Below are 24,633 nucleotides of genomic sequence, written 5' to 3'. Positions count from 1 at the left end.
AATTAGTAATTTAACGCAGTTACTAATTTTTCAAAATTCTTTGATTTAGTGGATCCCATGATCAAAAACCAGTCAATGATGGTCCATATTCCTAAACCACCACAGGTCAATAATTTAGCGATACCCAATCCCGTATCACCGATCATAAAACGATCAATACCAAATGTTCCAGCTAAAAGGGAAACTATAAGGACAGTAGTCGGATCTTTATATTGTTGAATCTGAACATTTGTCAATTTACTATCATCAGCTTTGGCCAATAAGTCTCGGATCTCCATGAGATGATAGGATTCAAAAAATTTGTTGTTAGACATTAAGAACATGTCTACTCTATTGCTTTCCATTTTATTTTGGTTATTGATGAATAAAAAAATCCGTTTATATAATGAAGATAAACGGATTTTTTCAATTTTCTGATAAAACTTTAATTTTTTATAAATTTTTTGTGCTTTCGTTTAGAAATTTTGTCCAAGTTAACGGGCTGAGGAATTTTTACATAATAGCCAGTACCATCATATTCTCGTTTATTTGGGCTTTCTTTACAGGCATCTGAACAACAGCCATCCAATTTCCAACCACATTCATCACATTGGGTGAAGTGCTCATTGCAAACAGGGTTTGCGCAATTGATCATTTTTGCGGTAATAGTTCCACAGTTCTTACAGGTAGAGACGATGGATGGGTTCACCGAATTGACAGGTACGGTAACCCGGTTGTCAAATACGTAACATTCGCCTTCAAAATCCTTTCCGCCAGCTTCTTTACCATATTTGATAATCCCGCCATGCAATTGGTAAACATCTTCAAAACCTTCTTTCAATAATAATGCAGAAGCTTTCTCACATTTGATGCCCCCTGTACAATAAGTAAGGATCTTTTTACCTTTCAGATGCTCCAGTTCCTTTACTTTTTCAGGAAATTCGCGGAAATTATCGATATCTAACGTAACTGCATTCTTAAAACGGCCTACATTATGTTCGTAATTTGAACGAACATCTAAGATGACCACATCCTCCTCATCCTTCATCTGCATGAATTCCTGAGGCTCCAAATGCTTACCAGTTTGTTTATTGGGGTCGATGATTTTCGGGTCGCGAAGTCCGGAGTGGACAATCTCCTCTTTGTAACGACAATGCATCTTGATAAAGGAAAGTTCATCGACATTATCGATCTTAAATTCAGTCTTGGCAAAACGAGGATCGGCATGAACCGCTTCCATATAGGTCTTACAAGCCTCAGGAGTACCTGATACTGTACCGTTCAAACCTTCATCTGCGACGATGATACGGCCGACAAGACCTAGGGATTTACAAAATGCTAAATGATTATCCGCGAATTGTTCCGCGTTTTCGATAGGGCTGTAGCAATAGTACAGCAATGTTTGATATTGTGCCATATATTCATTGATACCGCTGCAAACGGCGTTTAATGTTTTTAAATTTTATGCAAAGATAAGGAAAATGAAAAAATAAAAATTGACGGTGATCACTTTTTGATCAAGGGGGTTAATAAATACTCCAGCCCGTTCAGTTTGATTTCGTACAATGTTTCCAATAAAACACCCAATTTACCCGCAGGAAAGCCGTTTTTTTTGAACCATACGAGGTATGGCTCCGGTAATCGGCAAAGAAGATAACCCTGATATTTTCCGAAAGGCATCTTCATGTTGGCCAATTCCACCAAGATGTTAGGGTCCATGAAATTAGTCTCTTGTTTTGCCATGGGTCAATCTGTGTTTTAATAGGCGCAGGGCAATGATTCCATGGTTGATGAGATTTGGAATCGTGCCATAATATTTTTTGAAGATTTCGTAACGTTCTTTTAAGCTTTGTTTATGCCTTTGTTGCGACATACCTCCCACCAAATATTTGGCCACATAGTCTTTCACATTGACCGTTTTCTTCGCTTTTTTAGCTGCACGGATCACCCAGTCGATATCCGAGCTGAGTTTATATTGCATATCGTAAGGCTCTGCGATTTCCCTTTTGACATAGATCGCCTGATGGCATACATTCATCCCGTATTTGAAGGACTTCCAATCAAAGGTATCTGGGCATTTGTGTCGACGATCGCCCAGGATCTCCCGATCTTCATTGACCAATTTGGTCTCGCCGTAATAGATATCTGCATCTTCTCCGGAACTAAATACCTTTTCCAAGGTGTCAGGGGCATAAAGTTCATCCCCAGAATTAAGGAAGAGTACATAATCGCCTGTTGCCAATCGTAATCCCTTGTTCATGGCATCGTAGATTCCTTTATCCTTTTCGGAAACAAGAACGGTGATATGGTCTTTGTATTCCTGGATGACATCCAAGGTTCCATCATTGGAATTTCCATCGATGACAAGGTATTCTATATTTGGATAGGTCTGCTGAGCAACAGATTCCAAGGTATACCTAATATCACGTACATTATTGTACACAATGGTAATGATGGATATTTTGGGTTTTGCGAATGTCATGATGGATTGTAATGCAACGGCACAAAAATAGGGAATTAAGTGGAAATAAATATTATCTAACAAGTTGGCTTCGCTGCTAAACCATACTGAAAGTAATGTTAAAGTATGTAAAACCTATGCTTTGCATACTTTTCAGTGCTTTAACCTTGCTTTAAGCATACTTAAACAACGATTCTAACCCAAAATCAAACATATATTGAACCATGATGGCCTGAACCTCGCTAAGAAAATGGATAATAATCGTTATGATGTGTCCATTCCGACATCAAATGTAAGCACATTTTAAATCATAAAGGACCAATATAAAAACGGAGAGCATTGATTAATTAAATATAAATGCTAATTTAAAGCGAGATTTTAATCCATTTATAAACTTAGGTCATAGTTATTCCAGGTCTCCAAGAAAATATGTCAACACTTAAACAAACCATTCTAAAATACTTTCCTATCCATAAATTTTTCCATGCACGGTCTTTTTCTCAAGAAGGGGAGGATATGGTTATTCGGGGGTTTTACGAAGCTAAAAAAGGATATAAAGGTGTTTATGTAGACGTGGGTGCTCACCACCCTTACCGATTTTCCAATACCAATTATTTCTATAAAAAAGGATGGCGCGGAATCAATATTGAACCCTCTCCTGATGCCATGCGTTGGTTTAAATGGTTCAGACCCAAGGATGTGAATCTGAATATTGGCATCAGCGAAAGCCCTCAGGAATTGACCTATTACTGTTTCAACGAACCAGCATTGAATGGGTTCTCCCAAGAAGTTTCGGAAAGTAGGGATGGTTTGCACGCCAAATATCACCTCTTAAAGACCATTCCAGTTCCTACCTTGCCTTTGTCGGATGTGCTGGATAAATATTTAGCTCCTGGAAAACAGATCGATTTTCTTTCAGTAGACGCGGAAGGATTTGACCTGATTGTCCTTAAATCAAATAATTGGGAGAAATATAAACCGGTTTTCGTGCTGGTGGAAGAAGAGCTCTCTATTCCAGAATTGAATAAGTCAGAAGTTTACCAATTGATGCTGAGCAAGGGATATTCCTTAGTAGCAAAAACAAAACGGACCTTGTTTTTTAAACGCAGTGATCTCACGAATTTTTAATTTTTTTATCCCGCTAAATTTAAATCCATCGATTTAGGAGATTTTCGATTTCTTGGCTTTATAGGCATTGATCTTTTTTTCTAAGAACCTGGCCAAACGCTCAAAGAAGGTTCCTTTCCGATGTTTGTAGAAATGCTTGATGGCTGCATAGGCCGTTGGATCTTCCTGAATGACACTCGGAAAGCGCTGCACAGGTTTGGTAGAAAGTTCCACACGATATACCTGATCAACATCCGAGTGGGTACCAGAACCGTCGGTGCCTGTATTTTGAATAAAAGATCGACGAGGATATAACACTAATCCCTGCTGATTAAAAATGGATAGATACCAACGTATTGCCCAAGAATTGATCTTTCCAGCCTTAAATTGCTGTACTTGTTTCCAAAAATTCTCCGTTCCGTCCACGCTGAAAGCCTTACGATCTTTACGCTTAAAATCTTTCGTCAGTTCTTCAATATCCGGGTTGAAATGCTTCCAGGCTCTTTCCCAGGTTGCCCAGCCCCAGCTATTGGCTACACGAAAAAAGAAAGATTGCTGAAGGCTTTTAGGCCTTTCTACAGGATACATATAACCCGAAATCTCCATGACCCGCTCTTCATCTTCATATCTGTCCAGCGCATCGTTGAAATATTGTAAAGCAAATGGCGAAGTTTCCAGATCATCCTCCAGAACAATGATCCTGCCGTGTTTTTGGATGACTTGACTGACACCATCGATAATGCTGTTTGCCAGACCTTTATTCTGTGCCCTTTCAATGATGTAAATATGTTTGAATTTCCAAGGCTCCCGGATTAAGGAGCGGACTTGGTTCACAATATCGATGTCGTTTGCTGATTTAGGTCCATCAGAAAAAATATACAGATCAGATTCTTCTGCCAAAGGATTTGCCTCTAAAGCTGTCAGTGTTTTTCTCGTATGTTGGGGTCTATTATAAACAAAAAGTGCGATCGGTGCTAACATGTATTCTCGAAAATCAATCAATTCAAAATCAAATATATGGAGATAAAGTCGGAATCTTTCCTAAATTTGCTGATTATACCATTTCATGAGCGAAAACGCAAAAAACATAACCATTAAGGGGCTTTTTTGGAATGCCATAGATCGGTTTGGCTATCAGGTCATAACCAATCTGACTACCATTGTGCTGGCAAGAATCTTCGCTCCTGATGATTTTGGGGTCATTTATGTCCTGGCTATCTTTACCACCATTGCTACTTCCTTGGTGGATTCGGGCCTAGCGACATCGCTCGTGCGTTCAAAGGTGGTAAAGGATGTCGACTATTCCACCATGTTTGTCTTCAACCTGCTTGTTAGTGGTGCTATTTATCTGATACTATTTATTGCCGCGCCCTATCTGGAAGAACTCTATCAGATCAATAACCTCAGCTTATATGCCCGGGTTTTATTCCTGCAGATTTTGGTCCAAGCCTTTGGGATTGTCCAATATGTAAAGATGCTCAAGAGCTTTCAGTTCAACCTGACGGCTAGGGTAAACTTTATCGCAGTATTAGGATCTGCCATCGTGGTCGTGTTTTTGGCCTGGATTGGATTGGGGTTTTGGGGGCTTTTATTGCAAGCTGTATTGTATGCCTTCTTCCGCTCCGTCCTATTATGGGTATGGGGAAATTGGAAGCTGGATTTATCGTTCAGTAAGGAGTCCATGCGGACGCATTGGGGATTTTCCATCTCCTTCATGATCTCCAACCTGTTAGGGAAACTCCTGAGCCCTTTGTACAATAATTTATTGAAAATGAATTATACCACGGAGGATGTAGGAATTTATGGTATGGCAAATAAATTGGGAGAATCTCCTAATTTGTTGATTTCTTCCGTCGTCCAAGGTACTACCTTGTCTACCTTGACTCCGCTACAGGATGATTTCCCACGCTTTTTGAATGCCTGCCGGAAAACCATGTCTTCACTTGCGTTTTTACTTTTTCCGGTAAGTTTTCTGGCTATTTGTGTTGCTGAACCAGCATTTCATACGCTTTTAAAGGAAAAATGGAATGATGCCATTCCGCTGTTCCAATGGCTCTGTTTTGCAGGTTTATTCATTTCCTTAACGGATATGAATGTGAATTTTCTGAACATCAAGGGGAAGTCGAAATTCGCCTTGGTACTTGAGGTCATCAAGGTTGGGTCTGCAGTAGGGATTTTCTTTTTTACCTATCAGCATGGATTATTAGCGGTTGTTTTTGGTCAATTAGCAATTCGCATCCTGTGTTATATCATTGCCGCCAGCATGAGTGTTAAAGTTTATGGATATACGATCTTTGCCCAGGCAAAAGACCTTTTTTCTTCTTTTCTGATTAGCTTGCTCGCTGCGGTGATTGCTTATTTGCCGCTATATTTTGGTTGGATTAGCAATAACTTGTTCCTATTGGTGGTACAAACCCTTATATTCGCTTTGATTTACATCGGCATCAACCATTTCATCAAAAACCAGATTTGGATGGAGGTGCTGGATTTGGCAAAAAAGAAAATATCTAAAAAAGTTTAATGGAAGTTGCAAAAGGAAATTGGGTTGGTTACGAAACGGTATTTTACCATGAGAAAACTGGAAAATTCAGCCAGGATATCAATGAGGTAATTGATTATACCAATTTGGAGATCGATCCAGAAGGATTGGCCGCCTATCTCGATTTCGGATACAGTGTATTTGGGCATACTCCGGTTAAATATGTTCGATTTTTATTGCCGAATCAGACCCTGCTGTTGAAAGATGGAAAATTGGAAGTTAGGGAAGAATCCGATTCCACCATCCAATTGATCGGTAAAAAAAGTCAAGAAGACGATGTATTTGCGAAGCTGCATCAATCGTTGAACAGCTGGGCTTCTGGCTTTGAGGAAGATATTCTGATACCGACCAGCGGAGGATTTGACTCCCGACTAATGAATGTGCTGATCGATGATAAATCTCGTATCCATGCCTATACTTACGGAACCTCCTTTAACCAAGGGCTTTCAAGGGAATCGGTGTATGCGGGATTATTGTCCGAACGCTTGGGCACACAATGGTCCAGAATTCCTTTGGGCATTTTCAATGTGTACATGGAGCAGTGGTATGACCAATTTGGTCCTGCAGTAGGCGCATCGGGAACTTACCATATGGAGTTCTACCAAAAAATCAAGGAAAAGGAGAGTTTCAAAAAACTTCACTTATTAAGTGGGATTATCGGCGATGCCTGGGCCGGTGCAGTACATGTACCGATGATCCATTCCGCTCAGGAATATAGAACCTTAGGCTATACCCATGGTATGAGTGCCAACTCCAAGTTGGCGATGGACGTAGATTACCTATCCATTGTGGAGCCTGTTTTTGAAAAACAGAAGGAACATCTGAAAGATCCGGATTTCCGGATCATTACCGCCATGCGAACCAAGATGATGTTGTTGCAATACCTGATCTCGGTGCCTTCTAAAATGGGCTTTCCTGGATATTCCCCTTTCGTGGAGGAAGAGATCGCCTTAGCGATGTTGAACCTACCGAAGGAAAGAAAAGAGAACAGAAATTGGCAAAGGGATTTCTTCCGCAAAAACAACCTGCTTTTTGAAGAAGAGAAACATAAATATACCTATCAGAATTCGTTGAACTACTATTCCTTGTTGCATGAGGACCTGGCACCTTTGAATGTGGACCTGTTAATGGAATATCTAAAACCAGCTTACCTGGAATGGATAAATAGTAAGATTCAGCATATTGGCAAGAAGGAAAGGGTTTTCCAGACCTTGATGCATACCCCTAAGGTTAAGGGTGTCCTTAAATTATTGGGGGCAAAGAATGAACTGTTGGAAGCTTATTTTGCTTATATTACCATAAAACCGATCGAGATTCTATTAAAAAAGAGAGAAAAAAATGCCTAAACAACATAAACTTCTTTTTGCTGGAGATGTGGTGATGAACAGTAAACCCGAATTTTCTGCTTCCTTACAGCAGTTATTGGCTTCGGCTAATGTTTTGTCCTGTAATTTTGAAGCGCCGGTTGCTGGCTATGGGAAGGCTATTGCCAAAACCGGACCGCATGTTAGTCAGAATGCAGAGTCGGTCAATTGGTTGTATAAGGAAGGCTTTAATCTATTTTCTTTGGCCAACAACCATATCAACGATTATGGGAAAGAAGCTTTAAAAAAAACCATTTCCTTATTTAAAAAGGGCGATGTGGTTGGAGTTGGTAATGAACGGGAAGCATTAGAGCCTGTTGTTCGTGAGCTGGAAGGGGTGAAGTTCGCTTTTATGGCTTTTGGGGAGAATGGGTACGGGGCATTGAACGGAGATCGATCTTTCGGTCATGCCTGGGTGAATGCCGATGGTATTGATGAAAAAATAAGACGTTGTAAAGAAAAGGTTGATGTCCTTATCGTTCAGGTGCATGCTGGTGTGGAATTGTTGGATGTTCCCATCCCGGAATGGAAAACACGTTATCAAGAATTGATTGAAGCTGGCGCTGATGTGGTTGTGGGACATCATCCGCATGTGCTTCAAGGAATAGAATCTTATAAGGGAAAACTCATCTGTTACAGCTTGGGTAACTTTTATTTTGATTATCCATCAAACCATCCGCAGTGGAATACCGGGGGATTATTAGAGTTGCAATTTGAGGGAAAGAATCTATCCGGCTTTCAGATGCATGTGGTTGAAAAGAAGGGAGCTCAATTGGATCTGCTTTCGGAAGCCGCTTCAAAGGAGCTGTTGGGGGATCTTCAGGAGAAATTGGAAGGCAATGATTACCTGGATTTAGTAAACCGCTTTGCTGTGCAGGAATGGGATAAGCATCACCTTGGATATTATGCAAAACCTTTTAATGGTTTAATGAGCTATTCTCCGAAAGGGATATTAAAACACCTTAAACGTAGTGTTTTTAACCGTAAGGTGGATTATAACATGATCTGGCATAACCTATTTATCGAAAGCAATAAATGGCTCGTTGAAAGAGCCATTCGTAAAAAAATGTCTGATAAATAAGTGCTCCCGCGTCATTGCGAGGAGGTACGACGAAGCAATCTTCCTACCCAACCTTCCTACCCAACCTTCCGAAAAACCAGCCTTCCTAAATAACCGTTATCTGATTACTAAAATCCTTCAAACTCGGGTGTTTCGGATCAAGATCAGTAATCAAGTAATTAATATCCTTTAAAGGACACACCCGCATCTTCTGGTTCGAATTCAATTTCTCCACTATACTCAATACCCCAAGTTTTTTGGAACACTTGATCATCGCCTTCTTGATCTGTACTACTTCCCAATCCGAATCCGTGATCCCTTCCTCTACAGAAAGACTGTTAGTTCCCAATAAACATAGATCCACCTTGATCTCCGATAGCTCGTTGATCACCTGAGAACCTGTTACCACATTCGTATTCCTTGATAATTTCCCACCCAACAAAATCACCTCAATATTCTCTTTTTCTGCCAATTCCAAAGCGACCAAAGGACTGATGGTAAAAAAGGTACATTGCACATCTTTGGGTACTAATCGGGCCAACTCAATCATGCTTGTTCCTCCACCCACAAGCACGGTCATCCCGCTCTTGATCAAGGTTATTGCCTTAGAAGCAATCTCTTTCTTTGCCTCTTTTGCATATACATTTCCTTCTTGGAAAGGGTATTGGAAAGACCTCGAAAGAGCACCGCCATAAACTTTTAGGACTTGCCCGCTCTCTGCTAATTCATTCAGATCTCTTCGGATCGTATCCTCTGAAACGTTCAATTGAACACTTAAATCTGAAGACAATACCTTATTGTGGATATTGATCTGATGTATGATGTAGGCTTGCCTTTCTTCTTTTAACATAATTATTCGTTGACTTTGGGGTATAAAAATATAAAAATATTCCTAAGTGTAAGCAGGTATCTACCTAATTATCATCTTCTTTATCTTTTTTGTCTTCGGTTTTATTGGTTTTTCCCTCTTCAGGGTTGTCCTCCAATTTCTTAGGGAGATTGGAAGCTTTAAATCTTGGCTTGAATCCAGCTGGTTTAACAGCTTTTTTCTCTTCTGCGGCAGGTGTTTCTGCAGTAGAGGTCTCCGCAGCAGGAGCCTCCTGTTTTACAGAATCTGTAGTTTCTTCTACTTTGGGAGTCTCAGTAACCGCTGGCTTTGGAAGATTGGAAGCTTTGAACCTTGGTTTGAATCCAGCAGGTTTAGCAGCTTTTTTCTCATCCTGAGCAGCTGTTTCTGCAGCGGTAGCCTCTGGTTTCACAGAATCTGTAGTTTCTTCTTTCTTCGAAGTCTCAGTAACCGCTGGCTTAGGAAGATTGGAAGCTTTAAACCTTGGTTTGAATCCAGCAGGTTTAGCAACTTTTTTCTCATCCTGAGCAGCTGTTTCTGCAGCGGTAGCCTCGGGTTTCACAGAATCTGTAGTTTCCACTTCTTTCGAAGTCTCAGTAACCACTGGCTTTGGAAGATTGGAAGCTTTAAACCTTGGCTTGAATCCAGCCGGTTTAACAGCTTTTTTCTCATCCGCGGCAGTAGCTTCTGCAGTGGTAGCTTCGGGTTTCACAGAATCTGTAGTTTCTTCTTTTTTCGGTATTTCAACATCCGCTGGCTTTTTAATACTTGCAGCTTTGAATCGTGGTTTAAACCCTGCAGGTTTTGCTGTTGCATTCCCTGAATCAGAAACTTCTGGAGATTTGCTTTCAACCTTAACCGGATTTGTAACCTCAGGCTTAACAACCTCTTTTTTCTCTTCCCCTGGAATCTCAATTTCCTCCAGAAGATATTCCTTTCGCAATCTATTGAACCAGAATTTCTTACTATGATCAAAGCTTTTTTCACCCATTAAAGCAAAATCCCGATCGAATTCTTGATACAAATCCGGTCTAGACTTTTGAAGCGCAATAATATCGATCTTCTTTTTCGTGAAAAACTCCGTAAAAGTTAACATAATACAAACTTACTAATTCATGGATGAAATACCGCTTAAAAGAAATGGAGGATATAAACCCTCCATTCCTAGTATCCTATAAATAAGATTAATCCATATTGTGGTAAACCGCTTGCACATCATCATCTTCTTCGATCTTATCGATCAATTTCAAGACGTCTGCAGCCTGTTCTTCGGTCAATGTGGTATGTGATAGGGCAATACGTTCCAACTTCGCAGAACTCACCTCAATCCCTTTTTCTTCTAAAAGACGTTGCATATTTCCGAAGTCCTCAAAAGAAGTTTGAACCACAACTACATCGTTTCCTTCTTCATCAGCCTCCACATATAATTCCTCTAAACCACCATCGATCAATTCCAATTCCAGTTCTTCCACATCCAATTCCTCTGTAGCAGGGAAACGGAAGATGGATTTACGGTTAAAGATAAAATCCAAAGAACCGGTCTTTCCTAAGGAACCACCAGCTTTGGTGAAATAACTGCGCACGTTGGCAACCGTTCTATTGGTATTATCTGTAGCGGTTTCGATCAATACAGGAACGCCATGCGGGCCATATCCTTCGTATACAAATTCCTCGTATCCTTTCGCATCCTTTTCTGATGCACGCTTGATAGCAGCCTCCACACGGTCCTTAGGCATGTTTACAGCTTTGGCGTTTTGGATCGCCGTACGTAAGCGGGAGTTGTTTTCCGGGTGAGGACCGCCTTCTTTTACCGCTATGGCAATTTCTTTCCCAAGTCGTGTAAACTGAACGGCCATCTTGGCCCAGCGTTTGAATTTTCTTTCTTTTCTAAATTCGAAAGCTCTACCCATTTTATTGTAATTTAATTTTAAGATTATCTAACATATCCTTTGTCATTGCTGTCAGATCAAACGTTGGTTTCCAACCCCAATCGCTTCTTGCTTGCTCATCATTGATGCTCTTTGGCCAGGAGTCCGCAATCGATTGACGTGGATCGTTGTCTGAATAGGATATCTCAAAATTAGGTAGAATTTTTTTAATTTCTTCAGCTATTTCTTTAGGAGTGAAACTAATTCCTGCCAGGTTATAGCTTGAACGGATGCTCAATTTCGATGGATCGGCATCCATCAACTCGATCGTTCCACGAACGGCATCGTCCATGTACAACATCGGAAGTTCCGTTCCTTCGGATAAGAAGGACGTATATTTGCCCTGACGGATCGCTTCAAAGAAGATGTGGACAGCGTAATCGGTTGTACCTCCTCCTGGTTCTGTTCTCCAGGAAATGATTCCAGGATAACGTACCGAACGGATATCCAAGCCAAATTTCTCGTGATAATATTCACATAACCTTTCACCAGCTAATTTGCTGATGCCGTAGATGCTATTCGGGTCCATCACACAGTACTGAGGCGTATCCACTTTTGGTGAGTGTGGTCCGAATACCGCAATAGAACTTGGCCAGAAGATCTTTTTGATGCCAAATTCAACCGCAAGGTCCAATACGTTCAAAAGGCCGTTCATGTTCAGGTCCCAAGCTTTTTGAGGGTATTTCTCGCCAGTTGCCGAAAGCATGGCTGCCAATAAATAAATCTGGGTTGGTTTATATTTAACGATAAGGGCTTTGATAGCTTCCTTATCCAACACATTTAGGGTTTCGAAGATTTCCCCCGATGCAATGGCTTGCGGTTCGCGGATGTCGGAAGTGATCACGTTTTCATTTCCAAACTTTAATCTTAGCGCAGCCGCTAACTCTGAACCGATTTGACCGTTCGCACCGATCATCAAAATGCATTCTTTCATGCTATTGGAGATAATTTTTATTTAAATGAATCCTAAATTCTCCTATTGGGAGAACATAATTGCGAAAATACCAATTAAATGGCTGAATATGATGGTTATTTGTGATTTTACGCAATCGTATGATTATAGGGAAAATGACAATTTATCAAGACAATCATCTAAATACTGAATATATTTCACGGAAATCCGCTGTTTATTGAATAATGTTTTGGAAGCACTGTTTTACATTGTAAATTGCTAAATATTATGCAGATAACTCCTTTGAATTTATTAAGTTTGTTTTCTTGAATTAATTAATTAAGATCTATTTTTTTATAAATTTTTTAAAGTAAAAACTAAATGAAAGTTGCAGTAGTAGGCGCGACGGGACTTGTCGGGTCAGAAATGTTGACCGTATTAGCGGAACGTAATTTCCCAGTAACAGAATTGATTCCAGTAGCTTCGGAAAGAAGTAAGGGTAAGGAAATCGAATTCAAGGGAAAGAAGTATAAGGTTGTGACGCCTACGGAAGCTATTGCACTGAAGCCGGATGTTGCTTTGTTTTCGGCTGGGGGTGGTACCTCTACCGAGTTTGCTCCTTTATTTGCAGAAGCGGGTATCACCGTGATTGACAACTCCTCTGCTTGGCGTATGGATCCATCCAAAAAATTGGTGGTCCCTGAGGTGAATGGTGATGTACTTACCGCAGAAGATAAGATTATCGCTAATCCGAATTGTTCTACCATTCAAATGGTAGTGGTGATGAAACCTTTGCATGAAAAATATAAGATCAAACGTGTCGTTGTTTCTACTTACCAATCTGTTACAGGAACCGGAGTAAAAGCGGTAGACCAATTGATGAACGAGCGTAAGGGAGTAGAAGGAGAAATGGCTTATCCATATCCGATCGATCTAAACGTCATTCCTCATATCGATGTATTCCAAGATAATGGATATACCAAAGAGGAAATGAAGATGATCAAGGAAACGAATAAGATCATGGGAGACGACAGCATCAAGGTTACAGCAACCACGGTTCGTATCCCTGTGATGGGAGGACACTCCGAGTCGGTTAATATCGAATTTGAGAACGATTTTGATCTTGATGAACTGAGAGCGACATTGGCTGAACAAGAAGGCGTGATCGTTGTGGATAATCCTGCGAAATTGGAATACCCGATGCCTAAGGATGCCCATGGCAAGGATGAGGTTTTCGTTGGACGTATCCGAAGAGACGAATCCCAAGACAAAACAGTAAACCTTTGGATCGTAGCAGATAACCTGCGCAAGGGAGCAGCAACAAATGCTGTTCAGGTAGCTGAATTATTGAACAAGAAAGGTTTAATCTAACCCGAGATAATTAGGTCGATGTTAGCATCGACCTTCAACAAAAAAGGACGGCATTTGCCGTCCTTTTTTATCGTAATATCAAAAATATTATCTAACAGGAGTAAACTCCCAGTTATCATCAAAGAAGCTAGTTCCAGTAGAACCAGTTGTGATATATCCTTTACCTTTTACAGCAAAACCTACTGCCTTCTCACGAGCAGAAGTTAAAGATTCGTGTTTGTCTGTCCAAGTGTTGTTAGAAGGATCGAATTTCCAAACGGTATTAACAATACCAGAAGCTGAACGGCCACTCACTACATAACCATAGTTTCCGATAGCAAATGCAGATGCATTGAAACGTCTTGCATCATAGTTATCAGTTCTTAAGCTAGGTAATTTAGTCCAAGTAGTACCATCAAATTTATAGAAATCATCAGTAGGTACACCATTTGAGTAACCACCACCCACATACGCTACACCATTGATTACGAATGCATAAGCGTACGCTTTTTTGTAGGTAAATGGCGTTTCGATTTTTGTCCATGAATCTGCAGATGGATCGTATTTGTAGAAATCGCTGAATGTTTTGTCAGTAGATGTAGCACCTAAACCAACGTATGCATTGTTTCCGATAGAGAAAGCAACCGCTCCAAAGCGCGCTTCGCCAGGGAAATCAGCAACTTTTGTCCAAGAGTTAGCTGTAGGGTTATATTTGTAGAAATCTTTCAATGCACCAACAGCGTCGCCACCGTATCCTAAACCTACATAGCCTTGATCGTTTACTGAAAAACCTACTGCACTATGTCTTGAAGGACCAATAAAATTAGCTTTTGTGCTCCATTGAGAACCATCAAAAGCATGGTTATCTGCTAATACTTCGTTTGTTTTTAAATAACCACCTACAATATAGGCAACATCATTTATCGTGAAGGTTGAAGCTCCGTTACGTGGATCTTCTGGAAATACTGCTGAGCGAGTCCATTCAGTAGGTCCTGTCTCCGTAGTGTCCTCATCATCTTTTTTACAGGAATTGAAGGATGTAATTGCTAAAGTGGCTACTAAAAATAGTGCTAGCCAGTTTTTCTTATTCATAGACTATTTAAATTTTGTATATACGATATTTAATTTAACTTTCGGTTGATTGTTTTGGGTCGCCAAAATACTGGTGTTTCCTGTGCTGAATAATGCTGGATTGCCCAAAGATAAGTATAATGATTTATTTTGAGCGTCAGGAAGGTTAACTGTACGAATATATTGGATCATGTTGAACACATATTTCCCAGGTCTACCCGTGTTATTTCCCAAAATATAAGTTCCTGTCTGTACCGTGTTGGTAAATGGAACAGGCAAGAAATTGGTCGGAACACCCATATCTGTCGTGTAAAGGACAGGTTGTGGTGCAGCCGTATAATATCCCAAATGGGAGGATGCAATCTCTATTTCTAATTCTGCTTTATTGATGGCGATGCCAGGTTGTTGCATAAAATCACGCAATGCTGGAAAGCTGATCTGCGTAGCTACTCCTGAACCGGCCTGGATAAAAGAAATGCCGTTAGTTTCTGCAACAGGAAGCGGATTTGTCGTTGTCAATGCTTCGAATTCAGTTCCCGTTCTATCAGCAACAATGTTATTATATTGAACGGATTTATCAGCCATGTTCAACGTTTTTACCCCTTTCTTTCTAAACCCGTCGGTACCCACATAGGAGTAATTGATCCTTACTTCTAAGGTATCCTTGAATCCGACCATCGCTGTATTGCCAGCATCCGGTCGAATGGTCAATCCCTTAAAGTATTCTTGAAAATTAGATGCAGAATTGAAAGCTACATCGTTGTTCTTGATTTTCTTGAAGAATTCTGTTCCAACTGCATCTGAAAGCCTAACCGATAAGGTGTCCACTTTGCTCATATGCGGTCTGAAGCTAACCGACCCTAACGCATTCGCATCGAAATTGAAGGATTGATGTGCGAATATTGTTGCTCCTGGATAGTAGATAGGAAATGATATTCCTGTCGGTGATGGAGTCAACGTAGTCGTTTCAAGAGCCTGCGTCAAACGATGAACATAAATCTTTTGGATTTTGCTGGTATCGCCATAAGCGTAACGATTGTTGCTCGGACGGATAACCAAATTCAAAGAGTCGAATTTTGCTGTTGTAGGAAAATCATTCGTAATCCCTGCCGGATTAAGTCTGAAAAAGGTGTTGGAAGTCAATGAACCAATAATAGGTTGGGTAACTTTTCCCACCAATAATGTTCCTGTTGCAGCTGTTGGAATGGTAGGCATTTGAACTGTAGAAACTACAGCAGACAAGCTGTCTACTGAAGAAACGTTCAAATTATCAATATTGTCGTTCTTCAACGAAATCGCCATATCCTTATCACAACCGGATAAGAATAATACAGCGCTTAGACTGAAAGTAGCAAAAAGAGAAAAACGTAAATTTTTAATCATAAATTCATTAGTCATGCAAAAGTATAGAAAGAGAATTGTTATTCATTGTTATATTTTGTTAAAAATCACGCAATTTCCCCTATCTTTTGCTTTATATTAACGGTTAAAACGGCTGATTTGCGACAATCAAATTGTCCAACTGTTAATCAGTGTTATAAATTGTTAAAAGCATCAAATTCTTTATGCCGTGCAAATCTACTAATTTAAATTTGTTTTAATTATGTTAAAAAACTATAAAATATTGATGCTTGCCATCGTCCTGACCGCTTCAGGTATCATCCTGGTGCTGAGTGTCTGGCTGTATGGGAGTTATCAGATTCGAAAGCAATTTTATTTGGGTACGGCGGAGCACGAGCTTTTCGATGTCATTCAGGATTTTTATCAAGATAACGAGGCTGAAATTCAAAAGGATAACCAGAACCAACGCAGAGGGCGGGTGGATCGGATCAGTATGGCCATCAAGAAGAAATATCCGGTCATCAATATAGACTCGGTGAAGGCCATCTTCGAAAATGAAAATTTCGGACGGAGGCAGAATAACGATCGTACAACGAACGATAGCCTGTCAAACGGTAAACCCAGAATGAGCCGTCATTTCATTTCCTCCTTCGTCTTTCGAAACATCAATTGGAGCGATGAAGTATTGGATACGCTTTCCAATAGGCTAACCATAGCTTTAAAGGAAAGAGGAATGTATACCCCCTTTAAACTAAGCCTGCTAAAACTTCCAGACGAAAACGAACGCAACGGAAGATTTTATAAAGAACGGTTCAAGGAAAATAAAACAAGACCGACCATGGTTGATGCCGGTGAGAACAAGTACCTGGAGCTGGATTTTGACAATCCCTGGCTATACCTGTTAAAATCCATCCTTTGGCAAGTAGTCATAGTGGTTCTCCTGATCTGTTTAATGATCGGAACCTTTATCTACCTCTTGGATACCATCAAAAAGCAGAACCAATTGGCAAAGATGCGGAAAGCATTTGTGAACAACATGACCCACGAACTGAAAACACCTGTTTCTACGGTTATGGCAGCGGTAGAATCCTTAGAACGCTATGGGGCCATGAACGATAAGGAAAGGATGGATCGATATTTTCGGATTTCCAGGCATGAGCTGGAACACCTATCCGATATGATCGAACGGGTATTGCAGGTTGATGTAGCGGAAACCAATGGCGTACTACTCGAAAAAAGCTGGGTGGATGTTGTTGCTCTTCTTAAGGAATGCAAGGAAAATGCCCAACTATTTGCCAAAAAAGCAGTTAGCATAAACATTGAAACCAACGTGGAAAGCTATGTGGTTTTTGCTGATCCTGCGCATATTAAAAATGTTTTCAGTAACTTATTGGACAATGCGATCAAATATGCGGCAGATGATGTGCAGATCCTGATAAAGATCCAAGGAAGGGACCAAGCGGTTGAAGTGAGCATCCAGGATAATGGAATCGGTATTCCGAAATCATACCAAAAGGAGGTTTTCGATCTGTTTTTCCGGGTACCTTCCGGCGATATCCACAATGTAAAGGGATTTGGATTGGGCTTGGCCTATGTAAAACAGATTGTTTCCCAACATCATGGCACCATCGAATTGCGTAGCGAGGAGGGAAATGGAAGTATTTTTATTGTTAATTTACCGAAAGAGACAAAATGATCAATGTATTATATGTAGAGGACGAGGAAAGCTTGGCCATGATTGTTACCGATAGCTTGGAGGCCCATGGTTTTATGGTCCGACATGTATTCAACGGTCAGCAGGCATTGGTTTTCCATCAGAAATATAAACCCGATATCATCATCCTCGATGTCATGATGCCCTTAATGGATGGATTTACCGTAGCCAAAGAGATCAGGAAAACAGATCTTCATACGCCCATCATTTTCCTAACCGCCATGACGCAGACCGACGATGTGGTGAAGGGATTCAAGTTGGGTGCCAATGATTATATCCGCAAGCCATTCAAGATTGAGGAACTGATCGTTCGTATCGAAGCGGCTTTAAAGAAAAATGGACAAGGCATGTCCAATAATAAATTTGTGATCGGGAACTATACCTTGGATACCCTGAAAAACACATTGAGTATAGGCGATGAAACCGAAAAACTATCCTATCGAGAGGCAGAATTACTGAAAAGACTGATCGAAAGTAAGGATAAGGTACTGCCAAGGGATGAAATCATCCGCACCTACTGGACAAACGACACCTATTTTACAGGCAGAAGTCTGGATGTTTTTATCAGCCGGATCCGTAAATACCTTTCAGGCGATGAAAGGATCAAGATTACCAATATCCGAGGGGTGGGTTATATGCTGTCCTTAGATTAAGGATTATTTGTAAATTTAAGTATGAAAGCGCTAATAATTGTTGATGTACAATACGATTTCCTTCCTGGAGGCTCCCTTGCGGTTGCCAAAGGTGATGAGATCATACCGGTGATAAATTATATACAGAAAGATTATGATCTGCTGGTTGCTACCCAAGATTGGCATCCGGATAATCACCTGAGTTTTGCCAGCCAACATGAGGGAAAATTACCTTTTGAAGTGATCGACCTATTTGGGCTGGAACAGGTCCTATGGCCCGACCATTGTGTGCAGGGATCCTACGGGGCTGAATTTTCCGAAGATCTAAATATGAATAGGGTAGAAGCAATTTTCCGGAAAGGAATGGAAAGGAACATCGATAGCTATTCAGGTTTTTTTGATAACGGAAAAAGGAAGGATACCGGATTAGCGGGCTATTTAAAGGCAAGGAAGGTGGATGAAGTGCATGTTTGTGGATTGGCTGCTGATTATTGCGTATACTTTACAGCGATGGATGCATTAGCAGAAGGATTTAAAACCAACATCATTTCCAAAGCGACCAAGGCAATTGACAAAGGTGCTTTTATGGAAAAGAAAAATGAATTTATACAAGCAGGCGGATTATTATTGTAAATAATCCGCCTGTCCAATCATATCTATTCGTGAATTAAAATCTTCCTCCCCGGTTACTACCTCCTTGGAAACCTCCTCCTTGATTGCCACCACGCTCATTTCTATTTCCGCCGCGATCTCCGCGATCCCCTCTTGGTCCTTCGGATCTTCCTTCTGGTGGAGCTGAACTTCGACCTCCAAAATTACGGATGTTATACGTCAGGTTCAATATGAAATACCTATTCAAGGTCTGTGATGTAGAGTTTGTAATGGAGGTAGGGCCAACATTCCGGTTGATGTTCTTCGCATTATTCAACAGATCGAAACCTTTGATGGAAAGTTCCGCATTCTTCCTTCGTAAGAACTTATAGCCCAAAGAAGCATTCAATAAGGTCAGGTTAATGTTCTGCGAGTTCGCTGAAGTGGAATTATTATTCTGGATCGCTCCGTTATTGATATAAACCAACTGATAGCCGATCAAGAAACTCTTGAACAATTCGATGGTTGCTCGCGAATTGAATCGATGATTGATGATGTTGTATTTCGGGTTGATCGTGTTGCTGGGGTTCTCAATAAATCGAGAAGACAGGTCATAGCCAACAGAAATCGTATATCTTCTATCAAAATTACTGTTCAGGGAAACCCCTTGCGAAAACCCAAAGGTTTGGTTTGGCGTCAAAACAGAATTCAGGAAGCTTTTTCTTTTGTTGTAAAATAAATTCGTAGTCGCATTCACATTAAAACCCAATTTTTTAATCGGCAACCCATAACTTGTCTGTGAATTCAAGGAATAGACCCCATCCACATTTGTTCTGGAATTAAAACGTCCGCCTGCACCCAATTCGATATCATCAAAAAGGATGATGCTGGTATCGGTTCTAAATTCATTGTCTACAATACTGTTGTCGATGATGTTAAAAGTAGCATGAGTCGTAAAACTTCTGCCGTTAACCTTGTTTACATCCCTATAATTTAACTTTAAGGAATGGGAGTATTCTTGTTTCAGATCCGGATTTCCTGTTGAAATATTCAAGGGGTTTTCATTGTTGAGGTAATCCTGCAGATCAGAGATCGACGGAACATTGGTGTTGGTGTTGTAGGTAAATTCGATTGTCCGTTCCTTGGTAAAGAAATAGGTCGTATTGAAATTCGGCAAGAAACTACCAAAGTTAGCTACGGTTCTTAAATCATAAGGTACTGTTCGATCATTAACACGCACGCCATGTTCATAGTTCAAGCCGGCCTGAATTCGTAATGTATCTCTTTTATTATAAGAATAGGAAAGCCCAACAGAATGATGGTTGAAATCGTTTCGGAATTCATTGGACAACCGTTGGTTCAATTCTTCGTATTGACCGGTTTCCGCTAAAAACTCCAATGTTTTCCGATCAGAATAATTACTGGTGTTCCGGAAACCGTAATTGGCCTGCAACCTCGACAGGTTATTGATGTTTTTGGTAAAACTCAATCGGCTATTGAATCCAGAACCATAACCATAGGTGGCATTCTGTCTATTGATGGTATCGCTTCGCTGCAACACAGCGTTTCTATAATACTCATTGAAGGCCAATGTTTGACCCAGCGCATCATTACTGCTTTTATTTCCATCGATATTCAAACTTATCGTTTGTCCTGGAGCCTTAAATCGGTGCATATAAGTCAGGTTTCCCCCGAAATTGAAGTTATTGCTCGAGTTGTCGTTACTTCGATCCACATTGTTGATTGGATCGGTCTTATTATAAGAAGTATTACTCTGCGTTGAATTTTCCCTGTCATTCCATCTCAAGGACATGTTCGGGTTGAAATCCAGGTTGTTCATGCTATCCAATCGCCATTTGAACCTTCCGCCTAAGGTATGCTCATTATTGATGGCCTCCGAAATATTGTGAGAATTCTGGAATTGATTTTCTCTGCCTGAACTGAGGAATTCAATATCATTTAAAATATCATTATTGGTATTGGATTTCCGGAAATTATAGTTGGCATTCACTTCCAGTTTTTTATCCAGGAAGGAGTTCGTATAATTCGCAGCCCCTGCGTAGGTGTCGGTAAGTCCATTTTCCGTGTTGCTGTTTCCATTTCGGGAGCCACCACGTCCAACAGAACCCAGGTCCGTTTCATTGATGTTATTGGCCATGAGGGCAACCGACATTTTCCGGTCTCCATTAAAGGCATTCAGAGCGGTGTTGATCGCAAATTTATCCGCATCGCCCTTACCCGCATTCGCACGGCCGAAAAATCCACTGCGGCGATCTGGTTTGGTGACGATATTGATCACCTTATTCCGTTTTCCATCATCAAATCCGGAGAACCTCGACTGCTCACTCCGTTCATCAATGATCTGTAGTTTGTCGATAATATCTGCTGGCAGGTTCTTTAGGGCTATCCGAGGGTCGGAAGTGAAGAATTCCTTTCCATCCACCAAGATCCTTTTTACATCCTCTCCATGGGCTTTTACATTCCCATTCTCGTCGATCACCACACCTGGCACCTGAGCCACCATTTCATCGGCATCGGCATATTCCCGGGTCTGAAAATTCTTGGCATTGAATTCCATGGTGTCCCCACGAACAGCCACAGTAGGAGGGGCCGTAATGGCAATCTCCTCGATCATGATCTCTCCGGGTTCCATGGCTAAGTTCAGGTTCATGGCTTTATTAGCCACCGTAACCAACAGCTCGCTGCGCTTAAACCCCAATAGGGTTGCCGTTAATTGGTAATTGCCGGGGTTAACTTTCTCGAAAGAAAATTCCCCTTTATCGTTTGATTTTATACTAGTTCGGGTGGAGTCTTTGGTATGAAGAAGGAGTAAGGTAACATCCTGCAACCCTTCGTTCTTTGTTTTGTCGGTTATTTTACCGGATAGTTTCACCTGTGCCTGTATGGTGGTAGTTAGCCCCAACCATATCAGGAGAAACAGCATGTATTTCATGGTTAAGAAAATTGATTGCTCAATATTAATTCATTTAAGTGTAAATTAATGTAAATACTGTTAAATCACAAAAAAGATACAATGTGTAGACTAAGCGAAAAAAGGATATATTTGTCTCATTAGGAATGAAGGAAACTAGTTTAAGTAGAAAAGAAAAAATACTGCAGACGGCATTACAGTTATTTGCAACAAAAGGATATCTGGACAGCTCCACGAAAGAGATTGCCGCACAGGCGGGTGTCTCGGAGGCGCTGATATTCAAGCATTTTGGAAATAAGGATGCCTTATTGGCGCATATCGTCAAATCCGGTTACCGTAAAGTGCTCATGCAGCACAAGGGTATGATGACCTATAAAGGGGCTAAGGATTTTTTGCGCAATATGGTTTTGCTTCCTAGCCAGCTAGTGGCCGAAGAACCGCTTTTCTGGAAGCTCCAGGAAAGATTATCCCATCATTCCTTTTCCAAATCCCAACACGAGCTTTTCATAAAACCTGTACAGCCCATCGTTCATCGTGCGTTTGTAGAACTCGGTTTTAAAAATCCAGAATTGGAAACCCAATTTCTCCTTCTGGTTATCGATATGCTCTGGAAGAAAGAGGCCTGTGGTGATATTGAAAATGCAGCCGAACTTGCCAGCCTGATCCAAAAGAAATATGATTTGACGTAATGCGTGTTTATGCACGTTTATGATCGAATTTTCGAATAAAAGCGCAGTATTATTTCCATAACTAAGCAAAATTTCCGTATTTCGTAACAAACTAATTTGTGATGATTAAAAAAATAGCTAGTGTAGGCGCCCTTTCTTTATTATTTGTGAGCTCCTTATTTGCACAAAAGAAGCCTGAATTTATTTCTTTTGTAAACCAAAAGCATGCTTGGGTTGATTCTGTATTCAACAAATTGACACCCAAAGAACGCATCGCACAATTGTTTTTGGTCCGTGCGCATACCAATTTGGGTCAGAAATATATTGACTCTGTACAAAATGTCATCCAGAAGGAACAGTTAGGTGGCCTAGTGGTTTTCCAAGGAGGACCTGTGCGTCATGTCAATATGTTCAATAAATACCAAAAGGTATCCAAAGTGCCTTTGTTGATCACGTTTGATGGTGAATGGGGATTGGGCATGCGAATGGCGGATTCGACCATCTCTTTTCCTTATCAGATGACCTTGGGCGCTATCCAAAATGATAACCTATTGTACGACATGGGTCGTCAGATTGCGAATGATTTCCACCGTATCGGCATGCACTTTAATTTTGCACCGGTTGTGGATATCAACAATAACCCAAAAAATCCGGTGATAAACTTCCGCTCTTTCGGGGATAACAAATACAATGTGGTCAGAAAATCCAAAGCCTATATGAATGGTATGGTGGATGGTGGTATTTTGGCTTCCTTGAAACATTTCCCAGGACATGGTGATACCGATGTGGATTCACATTACGACCTTCCGCAATTGAAATTCGATAAGGCGAGGTTAGATAGTTTAGAGATTTATCCGTTCAAGGAATTGATCAATGCGGGTGCACCATCGGTGATGGTTGCCCATATGAACATCCCTTCCTTGGATGCGACTCCGAATATTCCTTCTTCCATTTCCAAAAAGGTAGTGACCGATCTGTTGCGCAAGGAATTAGGCTTTAAAGGCTTAACGGTAACGGATGCAATGGATATGAAGGGGGTTAAGAAGTTCTTCCCTAATGGCGAGGCGGATGTAATGGCGATCGAAGCTGGTCATGATCTTTTGGAGATCTCCGAGAACAGTGGCCGGGCGATTGATCTGATCGAAAAGGCGATCAAATCTGGCCGAATTTCGCAGGCTGATATTGATGTGCGGGTGAAGCGGGTTTTGGCTGCGAAGTTATGGTTGGGCTTGAATAAGAAAACAGAGGTGAGTAGCCGTAATCTTTATCAGGACCTGAACAGTCCTTCTTCGCAATCCTTGGTTCAGCGTTTAGCGGATGCTGCGGTTACTTTATTGAAATCTGATCGTGGAATCAAACGTTTTGATGCCAAAAGAGAAACTGCGGTGGTGAGTGTGGGTATTACGAAGGCAGAAGATTTTGAGACCGGCTTAGCCACTCAGTTATCGAATTACAAGCAGTTCTTTGTAAAAGGTGATGAGTCGGAAGAGGTATTAAAGGATTTGATGAAAGAGATCCGTGGTCATAAGCAGATTATTTTGGCGATTCATGATAATCGTTCAAGACCAAGAAGCGAGCTGGCATTTACAGCACCTACGGTAGAGTTTATTGATAAATTGGCTGGTAGAAGAACCATTTCTTTTATGTTCACCAATCCATATGCGATGAATTCGGTGGATGTGATGCGGAGTTCGTCGGTGGTATTGACTTATCAGAATGATTTCTTTATGCAAAAAGCGGCGTTGAAGGTTTTGTTGGGACAGATTAAAGCAGAAGGTAAATTACCTGTAACGATTTCAAAGGATTTGAAATATGGTAAAGGATTGTAATCGAATTATTTTGTTTTTTTGATAGATATGGAAGAAGGTGTCTAAAAAGGCACCTTCTTCTGTTTTATAGCTTTCTGGAGCTCCATTATAATTTCATGAGCAATATTAGGCTGCAAGTCGATGTTTTGTACTTTTCAGCATGTTGATGGCTTGATTTATCGCAAATAGGGAGTTTTTGCCACCTGGTTTACCGATAAAAGCTTTGTCTTTCCACTTTTTTGCCCATTTTCTGAGGTTATGGGCAATGGCCATCAAACCGAATTCCACAGCGACTTTATCCAGTCCTTTCATTGTGAACCGGGTAAACCTGTTGTTGCTTTTCATCTGA

General features: G+C 40.8%; 23 protein-coding genes. 10 read left to right on the top strand and 13 right to left on the bottom strand.

Going from position 1 to position 24,633, the window contains the following annotated elements:
* Positions 1-2 precede the first annotated feature (2 nt).
* The 4 genes from CRJ00_RS11450 to CRJ00_RS11435 all read right to left on the bottom strand — a co-directional run bounded on the left by CRJ00_RS11450 (position 3) and on the right by CRJ00_RS11435 (position 2,461).
* Positions 3-344 carry a TM2 domain-containing protein gene (locus CRJ00_RS11450; protein ID WP_099367010.1) on the bottom strand — a complete coding sequence of 114 codons (342 nt, stop codon included), beginning with the start codon at positions 342-344 and terminating at the stop codon, positions 3-5.
* An 80-nt stretch (positions 345-424) separates the two neighbouring features.
* On the bottom strand, positions 425-1,396 hold the full coding sequence (gene trhO, locus CRJ00_RS11445; protein ID WP_099367009.1) for an oxygen-dependent tRNA uridine(34) hydroxylase TrhO: 972 nt from the start codon (positions 1,394-1,396) through the stop codon (positions 425-427).
* An 89-nt stretch (positions 1,397-1,485) separates the two neighbouring features.
* Entirely contained in the window at positions 1,486-1,722 is a 237-nt protein-coding gene (locus CRJ00_RS11440) for a DUF3820 family protein (RefSeq protein ID WP_317128165.1), read from the bottom strand.
* Positions 1,703-2,461 (bottom strand): glycosyltransferase family 2 protein, encoded by a 759-nt coding sequence (locus CRJ00_RS11435; RefSeq protein WP_099367008.1) that lies wholly within the window; start codon positions 2,459-2,461, stop codon positions 1,703-1,705. The genes CRJ00_RS11440 and CRJ00_RS11435 overlap by 20 nt, the downstream gene beginning before the upstream one ends.
* 408 nt (positions 2,462-2,869) lie before the next feature.
* Between CRJ00_RS11435 and CRJ00_RS11430 the strand changes: the two genes are divergently transcribed.
* A complete protein-coding gene (locus CRJ00_RS11430; protein WP_099367007.1) occupies positions 2,870-3,568 on the top strand; it encodes an FkbM family methyltransferase in 699 nt (232 codons plus the stop codon).
* Positions 3,569-3,601: 33 nt separating this feature from the next.
* On the opposite strand, the gene CRJ00_RS11425 is transcribed toward CRJ00_RS11430, so the two are convergent.
* Positions 3,602-4,528, bottom strand: a complete 927-nt coding sequence (locus CRJ00_RS11425) for a glycosyltransferase (protein ID WP_099367006.1) — start codon at positions 4,526-4,528, stop codon at positions 3,602-3,604.
* 85 nt (positions 4,529-4,613) lie between these two features.
* On the opposite strand from CRJ00_RS11425, the gene CRJ00_RS11420 reads away from it, so the two are divergent.
* From CRJ00_RS11420 to CRJ00_RS11410, 3 genes are read left to right on the top strand one after another with little or no spacing between them, the layout of a single operon-like run.
* Positions 4,614-6,068, top strand: coding sequence for a lipopolysaccharide biosynthesis protein (locus CRJ00_RS11420; protein ID WP_099367005.1), 1,455 nt, complete (start codon positions 4,614-4,616; stop codon positions 6,066-6,068).
* Positions 6,068-7,432 carry a hypothetical protein gene (locus CRJ00_RS11415; protein WP_099367004.1) on the top strand — a complete coding sequence of 455 codons (1,365 nt, stop codon included), beginning with the start codon at positions 6,068-6,070 and terminating at the stop codon, positions 7,430-7,432. The genes CRJ00_RS11420 and CRJ00_RS11415 overlap by 1 nt, the downstream gene beginning before the upstream one ends.
* Positions 7,425-8,531 carry a CapA family protein gene (locus CRJ00_RS11410; RefSeq protein ID WP_099367003.1) on the top strand — a complete coding sequence of 369 codons (1,107 nt, stop codon included), beginning with the start codon at positions 7,425-7,427 and terminating at the stop codon, positions 8,529-8,531. The genes CRJ00_RS11415 and CRJ00_RS11410 overlap by 8 nt, the downstream gene beginning before the upstream one ends.
* 85 nt (positions 8,532-8,616) lie before the next feature.
* Here the strand turns inward: CRJ00_RS11410 and CRJ00_RS11405 are convergent, their stop codons facing one another.
* The 4 genes from CRJ00_RS11405 to CRJ00_RS11390 form a co-directional block, all read right to left on the bottom strand.
* Complete coding sequence (locus CRJ00_RS11405; RefSeq protein WP_099367002.1) at positions 8,617-9,360, bottom strand: DeoR/GlpR family DNA-binding transcription regulator; 744 nt, start codon at positions 9,358-9,360, stop codon at positions 8,617-8,619.
* Between the two features lie 64 nt (positions 9,361-9,424).
* The gene (locus CRJ00_RS11400) at positions 9,425-10,453 is read right to left on the bottom strand and encodes a hypothetical protein (protein WP_099367001.1); all 1,029 of its coding nucleotides are present in this window, start codon (positions 10,451-10,453) and stop codon (positions 9,425-9,427) included.
* A gap of 88 nt (positions 10,454-10,541) precedes the next feature.
* Entirely contained in the window at positions 10,542-11,267 is a 726-nt protein-coding gene (locus CRJ00_RS11395) for a YebC/PmpR family DNA-binding transcriptional regulator (protein ID WP_099367000.1), read from the bottom strand.
* A gap of 1 nt (position 11,268) precedes the next feature.
* Entirely contained in the window at positions 11,269-12,219 is a 951-nt protein-coding gene (locus CRJ00_RS11390; RefSeq protein ID WP_099366999.1) for an NAD-dependent epimerase/dehydratase family protein, read from the bottom strand.
* 339 nt (positions 12,220-12,558) lie between these two features.
* Here CRJ00_RS11390 and CRJ00_RS11385 point away from each other — a divergent pair, with 339 nt between their 5' ends.
* A complete protein-coding gene (locus CRJ00_RS11385) occupies positions 12,559-13,548 on the top strand; it encodes an aspartate-semialdehyde dehydrogenase (protein WP_099366998.1) in 990 nt (329 codons plus the stop codon).
* An 87-nt stretch (positions 13,549-13,635) separates the two neighbouring features.
* Here the strand turns inward: CRJ00_RS11385 and CRJ00_RS11380 are convergent, their stop codons facing one another.
* The gene (locus CRJ00_RS11380; protein WP_099366997.1) at positions 13,636-14,619 is read right to left on the bottom strand and encodes a Kelch repeat-containing protein; all 984 of its coding nucleotides are present in this window, start codon (positions 14,617-14,619) and stop codon (positions 13,636-13,638) included.
* Between the two features lie 3 nt (positions 14,620-14,622).
* Positions 14,623-15,981 (bottom strand): DUF4270 family protein, encoded by a 1,359-nt coding sequence (locus CRJ00_RS11375; RefSeq protein ID WP_180268483.1) that lies wholly within the window; start codon positions 15,979-15,981, stop codon positions 14,623-14,625.
* Between the two features lie 220 nt (positions 15,982-16,201).
* On the opposite strand from CRJ00_RS11375, the gene CRJ00_RS11370 reads away from it, so the two are divergent.
* From CRJ00_RS11370 to pncA, 3 genes are read left to right on the top strand one after another with little or no spacing between them, the layout of a single operon-like run.
* Positions 16,202-17,635 (top strand): sensor histidine kinase, encoded by a 1,434-nt coding sequence (locus CRJ00_RS11370; RefSeq protein ID WP_099366995.1) that lies wholly within the window; start codon positions 16,202-16,204, stop codon positions 17,633-17,635.
* Entirely contained in the window at positions 17,632-18,306 is a 675-nt protein-coding gene (locus CRJ00_RS11365) for a response regulator transcription factor (protein ID WP_099366994.1), read from the top strand. The genes CRJ00_RS11370 and CRJ00_RS11365 overlap by 4 nt, the downstream gene beginning before the upstream one ends.
* A gap of 21 nt (positions 18,307-18,327) precedes the next feature.
* Positions 18,328-18,918, top strand: coding sequence for a bifunctional nicotinamidase/pyrazinamidase (pncA, locus tag CRJ00_RS11360; protein WP_099366993.1), 591 nt, complete (start codon positions 18,328-18,330; stop codon positions 18,916-18,918).
* A gap of 34 nt (positions 18,919-18,952) precedes the next feature.
* On the opposite strand, the gene CRJ00_RS11355 is transcribed toward pncA, so the two are convergent.
* A complete protein-coding gene (locus CRJ00_RS11355) occupies positions 18,953-21,829 on the bottom strand; it encodes an outer membrane beta-barrel protein (RefSeq protein WP_099366992.1) in 2,877 nt (958 codons plus the stop codon).
* A 125-nt stretch (positions 21,830-21,954) separates the two neighbouring features.
* Here CRJ00_RS11355 and CRJ00_RS11350 point away from each other — a divergent pair, with 125 nt between their 5' ends.
* Complete coding sequence (locus tag CRJ00_RS11350; protein ID WP_099366991.1) at positions 21,955-22,497, top strand: TetR/AcrR family transcriptional regulator; 543 nt, start codon at positions 21,955-21,957, stop codon at positions 22,495-22,497.
* A gap of 101 nt (positions 22,498-22,598) precedes the next feature.
* Positions 22,599-24,305 carry a glycoside hydrolase family 3 protein gene (locus tag CRJ00_RS11345; protein WP_099366990.1) on the top strand — a complete coding sequence of 569 codons (1,707 nt, stop codon included), beginning with the start codon at positions 22,599-22,601 and terminating at the stop codon, positions 24,303-24,305.
* Positions 24,306-24,410: 105 nt separating this feature from the next.
* Here CRJ00_RS11345 and CRJ00_RS19365 read toward each other — a convergent pair.
* Positions 24,411-24,633 (bottom strand): transposase (locus tag CRJ00_RS19365; RefSeq protein ID WP_218962196.1); only part of this gene is annotated, 223 nt, incomplete at its 5' end.

Source organism: Sphingobacterium sp. 1.A.4 (genome assembly GCF_002734245.1).
In the GTDB taxonomy this organism is placed as follows: domain Bacteria; phylum Bacteroidota; class Bacteroidia; order Sphingobacteriales; family Sphingobacteriaceae; genus Sphingobacterium; species Sphingobacterium tenebrionis.
Note: the sequence above shows the minus strand (reverse complement) of the source record. Positions and strands in the feature narration are given on the sequence as shown.

Coding starts and splice junctions, on each gene's coding strand:
- CRJ00_RS11450 (WP_099367010.1), bottom strand. CDS start 344: ATGGAAAGCAATAGAGTAGACATGTTCTTAATGTCTAACAACAAATTT.
- CRJ00_RS11375 (WP_180268483.1), bottom strand. CDS start 15,981: ATGATTAAAAATTTACGTTTTTCTCTTTTTGCTACTTTCAGTCTAAGC.
- CRJ00_RS11400 (WP_099367001.1), bottom strand. CDS start 10,453: ATGTTAACTTTTACGGAGTTTTTCACGAAAAAGAAGATCGATATTATT.
- CRJ00_RS11410 (WP_099367003.1), top strand. CDS start 7,425: ATGCCTAAACAACATAAACTTCTTTTTGCTGGAGATGTGGTGATGAAC.
- CRJ00_RS11430 (WP_099367007.1), top strand. CDS start 2,870: ATGTCAACACTTAAACAAACCATTCTAAAATACTTTCCTATCCATAAA.
- CRJ00_RS11370 (WP_099366995.1), top strand. CDS start 16,202: ATGTTAAAAAACTATAAAATATTGATGCTTGCCATCGTCCTGACCGCT.
- CRJ00_RS11385 (WP_099366998.1), top strand. CDS start 12,559: ATGAAAGTTGCAGTAGTAGGCGCGACGGGACTTGTCGGGTCAGAAATG.
- CRJ00_RS11350 (WP_099366991.1), top strand. CDS start 21,955: ATGAAGGAAACTAGTTTAAGTAGAAAAGAAAAAATACTGCAGACGGCA.
- CRJ00_RS11345 (WP_099366990.1), top strand. CDS start 22,599: ATGATTAAAAAAATAGCTAGTGTAGGCGCCCTTTCTTTATTATTTGTG.
- CRJ00_RS11395 (WP_099367000.1), bottom strand. CDS start 11,267: ATGGGTAGAGCTTTCGAATTTAGAAAAGAAAGAAAATTCAAACGCTGG.
- CRJ00_RS11435 (WP_099367008.1), bottom strand. CDS start 2,461: ATGACATTCGCAAAACCCAAAATATCCATCATTACCATTGTGTACAAT.
- CRJ00_RS11415 (WP_099367004.1), top strand. CDS start 6,068: ATGGAAGTTGCAAAAGGAAATTGGGTTGGTTACGAAACGGTATTTTAC.
- CRJ00_RS11355 (WP_099366992.1), bottom strand. CDS start 21,829: ATGAAATACATGCTGTTTCTCCTGATATGGTTGGGGCTAACTACCACC.
- trhO (WP_099367009.1), bottom strand. CDS start 1,396: ATGGCACAATATCAAACATTGCTGTACTATTGCTACAGCCCTATCGAA.
- CRJ00_RS11380 (WP_099366997.1), bottom strand. CDS start 14,619: ATGAATAAGAAAAACTGGCTAGCACTATTTTTAGTAGCCACTTTAGCA.
- CRJ00_RS11405 (WP_099367002.1), bottom strand. CDS start 9,360: ATGTTAAAAGAAGAAAGGCAAGCCTACATCATACATCAGATCAATATC.
- CRJ00_RS11420 (WP_099367005.1), top strand. CDS start 4,614: ATGAGCGAAAACGCAAAAAACATAACCATTAAGGGGCTTTTTTGGAAT.
- CRJ00_RS11365 (WP_099366994.1), top strand. CDS start 17,632: ATGATCAATGTATTATATGTAGAGGACGAGGAAAGCTTGGCCATGATT.
- CRJ00_RS11390 (WP_099366999.1), bottom strand. CDS start 12,219: ATGAAAGAATGCATTTTGATGATCGGTGCGAACGGTCAAATCGGTTCA.
- CRJ00_RS11425 (WP_099367006.1), bottom strand. CDS start 4,528: ATGTTAGCACCGATCGCACTTTTTGTTTATAATAGACCCCAACATACG.
- pncA (WP_099366993.1), top strand. CDS start 18,328: ATGAAAGCGCTAATAATTGTTGATGTACAATACGATTTCCTTCCTGGA.
- CRJ00_RS11440 (WP_317128165.1), bottom strand. CDS start 1,722: ATGGCAAAACAAGAGACTAATTTCATGGACCCTAACATCTTGGTGGAA.